Origin of the sequence: Streptomyces sp. NPDC088116 (genome assembly GCF_044741745.1) — a bacterium.
In the GTDB taxonomy this organism is placed as follows: Bacteria; Actinomycetota; Actinomycetes; order Streptomycetales; family Streptomycetaceae; genus Streptomyces.
The window spans coordinates 1-2,957 of the sequence record NZ_JBIUTF010000025.1; the positions used below are offsets into that span (position 1 = coordinate 1).

Below are 2,957 nucleotides of genomic sequence, written 5' to 3' on the forward strand. Positions count from 1 at the left end.
GCCGTGGTCGTGGCCGTGCCCGTGCTGCGTAAGGACCGTGGCGAGGAGACGGCGGCCGTTTCGGCGCTTGCCCGCCTGCATGTGACGGGCGTGGCTGTCGACTGGCGGGCGTACTTCGCGGGCACGGGTGCCCAGCGGGTCGACCTGCCCACGTACGCCTTCCAGCGTCAGTCGTTCTGGCCCCCGGTTGGGGTGGGCCGGATGGGTGACGTACGGGCCGCCGGGCTGGCGTCGGCGGAACATCCGCTGCTGGGCGTGGCCGTCTCGTTGGCCGAATCGGATGGGGCGGTGTTCTCCGGCCGCCTCTCGTTGACCTCACATCCGTGGCTGGCTGATCACATGATCATGGGCCGTGCCCTGGTCCCGGGAACTGCCCTTGTGGAGATGGCGATTCGGGCCGGCGACGACTTCGGGTGCGGCACGGTCGAGGAGCTGACCCTGGCCGAACCGCTGGTGCTGCCGGAGCGCGGCGCCGTACGCATTCAGGTGGTCGTCGGTCCCGGTGATGACTCCGGGCGGCGGTCCGTGAAGGTGTACTCCAGGCCGGACGGCTCCGAGGAACTGCCGTGGACCGAGCATGCCGCCGGCCTCCTTACCGCGACGGACCTGGAGCGGGCCGAGAGCCGATTCGATGCGAGGGTGTGGCCGCCGGCCGGGGCTGAGCCGGTCGATCTCGGCGACTTCTACGGGGCTCGGGCCGAGGCGGGGTTCGCGTACGGCCCGGTGTTCCAGGGGCTACGGGCGGCATGGCGGCGCGACGGTGAGATGTTCGCCGAGGTGGCCCTACCTGACGGCGTGGGCACGGAGGGCTTCGGGGTGCATCCCGCGTTGCTGGACGCCGTCCTGCACGCCGCCGCGGTCGCAGGCGGAGAGCCGGACGGCGGTCTGCCTTTTGCCTGGGAGGGCGTGTCTCTGTACGCGTCGGGGGCGACGGTCGTACGTGCGCGGCTTTCGTACGGTGAGCGGGGTGGGGTGTCGATCGCGGTTGTGGACGTGGTGGGTCGTCCGGTGGCGTCGGTCGAGTTGTTGGTCACGCGTCCGTTCGCGGTTGATCAGCTCGGGGGCGGTCAGGTTCTGGGGCGGGATTCGCTGTTCCGGGTGGAGTGGGTTCCGGTGTCCGGGGCGGGGGATGTCGCGGGGTTGGCGGGGTCCGGTGTTGCGGTGGTCGGGCCGGGTGAGGCGTTGGCGGAAGCGTTGCGGGAGGCGGGTGTTGAGGCTCGGGTCTGGGCGGATCTGGGTGGGTTGGCTGCGGGTGAGGAGCCGGTGGCCGGTGTGGTGCTGGCGGTGGTTTCGGGGGAGTCGTCGGCGGCCGGTGGCGTGGTGGATGCGGCGCATGGTGTGGCGTCGCGGGTTTTGGGATTGGTGCAGGGGTGGTTGGCGGGGGAGCGGTTTGCCGGTTCCCGGTTGGTTGTGGTGGTGCGTGGTGACGTTGAGGGGCCTGTCGCTGGTGTGGTGCGTGGGCTGTTGAGGTCGGCGCAGTCGGAGCATCCGGGGCGGTTCGGTCTGCTGGAGCTGGAGAGCGGGGACTGCTCGGGTTCGGTGCTGTGGGAGGCGTTGGCTGTCGGGGAGTCTGAGATGGCTGTCCGTGAGGGGCGGCTTGTGGCTCCTCGGTTGGCCCGGGTTTCGGTGCCCGATGTGGTGGGGCCGGTGTGGGGCGGTTCTGGGACGGTTCTGGTTACGGGTGGTACGGGTGGTTTGGGTGCGGTGGTGGCCCGGCATCTGGTGGTTGAGCATGGTGTGCGGGATCTGTTGTTGCTGTCCCGGCGGGGGCTGGATGCTTCGGGTGCGGCTGAACTCTGCGTTGAGTTGCGGGAGTTGGGTGCGCGTGTCGAGGTGGTGGCGTGTGATGTGGCGGATCGTGAGGGACTGGCCGGGGTGCTTGCTGGTCGGGATGTCTCGGCTGTGGTGCATGCGGCGGGTGTGTTGGATGACGGTCTTGTCGGGTCGTTGACGCCGGAGCGGTTGGATGGTGTGTTGCGTCCGAAGGTGGATGCGGGTTGGTATTTGCATGAGTTGACGCGGGATGCTGGCCTATCGGCGTTTGTGGTGTTTTCGTCGGCTGCGGGTACGTTGGGCAGTGTTGGGCAGGCGAATTATGCGGCGGCCAATGGCTTCCTTGACGCGTTGTTGGAGTATCGGCGTGGGCAAGGTTTGCCGGGTGTGTCGTTGGCGTGGGGTCCGTGGGAGCAGGCGGACGGCATGCTCGGCGAGCTGTCAGCCGCCGATCGTGAGCGGATGAACCGGTCCGGTTTCCCGCCGTTGTCCGTAGAGCAGGGTGTGGCGCTGTTCGACGCGGCACTCGGCACTGACGAGCCGGTGCTGCTTCCGGTGCGGCTGGATCTTCCTGTCTTCCGTTCCGGTTCCGTTGGTGAGGTGCCGTCCCTGCTGCGCGGTCTGGTGCGTTCGCGGCGTGCTGTGGGGCATGGGGCGGCGGTGTCGGGGTTTGTGCAGCGTTTGGTGGGGCTTGACGAGGTTGAGCGCCGTGAGGTGGTGCTCGACCTGGTGCGTAGCCAGGTGGCGTTGGTGCTTGGTCACCAGGGTGCGGCTGCGGTGGATGCGACTCGGACGTTCCGTGATCTCGGGTTTGATTCCTTGATGGCGGTGGAGTTGCGGAACGGACTGAGCGCGGCGACGGGGCTGCGGCTTTCCGCGACGCTGGTGTTCGACTACCCGACTGCGGAGGCGCTTGCGACGTATCTGCTGGGTGAGTTGCTGGGTGTCGAGGCTGAGCTGTCGGTGCCGGTGGGCGTGTTGCCTCCGGTGGCGGACGATCCGGTGGTGATTGTTGGAATGGCGTGCCGGTATCCGGGTGGGGTGTCGTCTCCTGATCAGTTGTGGGATCTGGTGTCCGGTGGTGTGGATGCGGTCTCGGAGTTTCCGGTGGATCGTGGCTGGGACCGGGACGGGTTGTATCACCCGGATCCCGAGCACCCGGGGACGTCTTCGACGCGTGCGGG

At 68.4% G+C, this 2,957-nt stretch carries 1 protein-coding gene; it reads left to right on the forward strand.

Annotation, left to right across the window (positions count from 1 at the left end; all coding sequences use genetic code 11):
- Window positions 1–2,957 (forward strand): SDR family NAD(P)-dependent oxidoreductase (locus ACIOJD_RS34525; protein ID WP_401920590.1); only part of this gene is annotated, 2,957 nt, incomplete at both ends.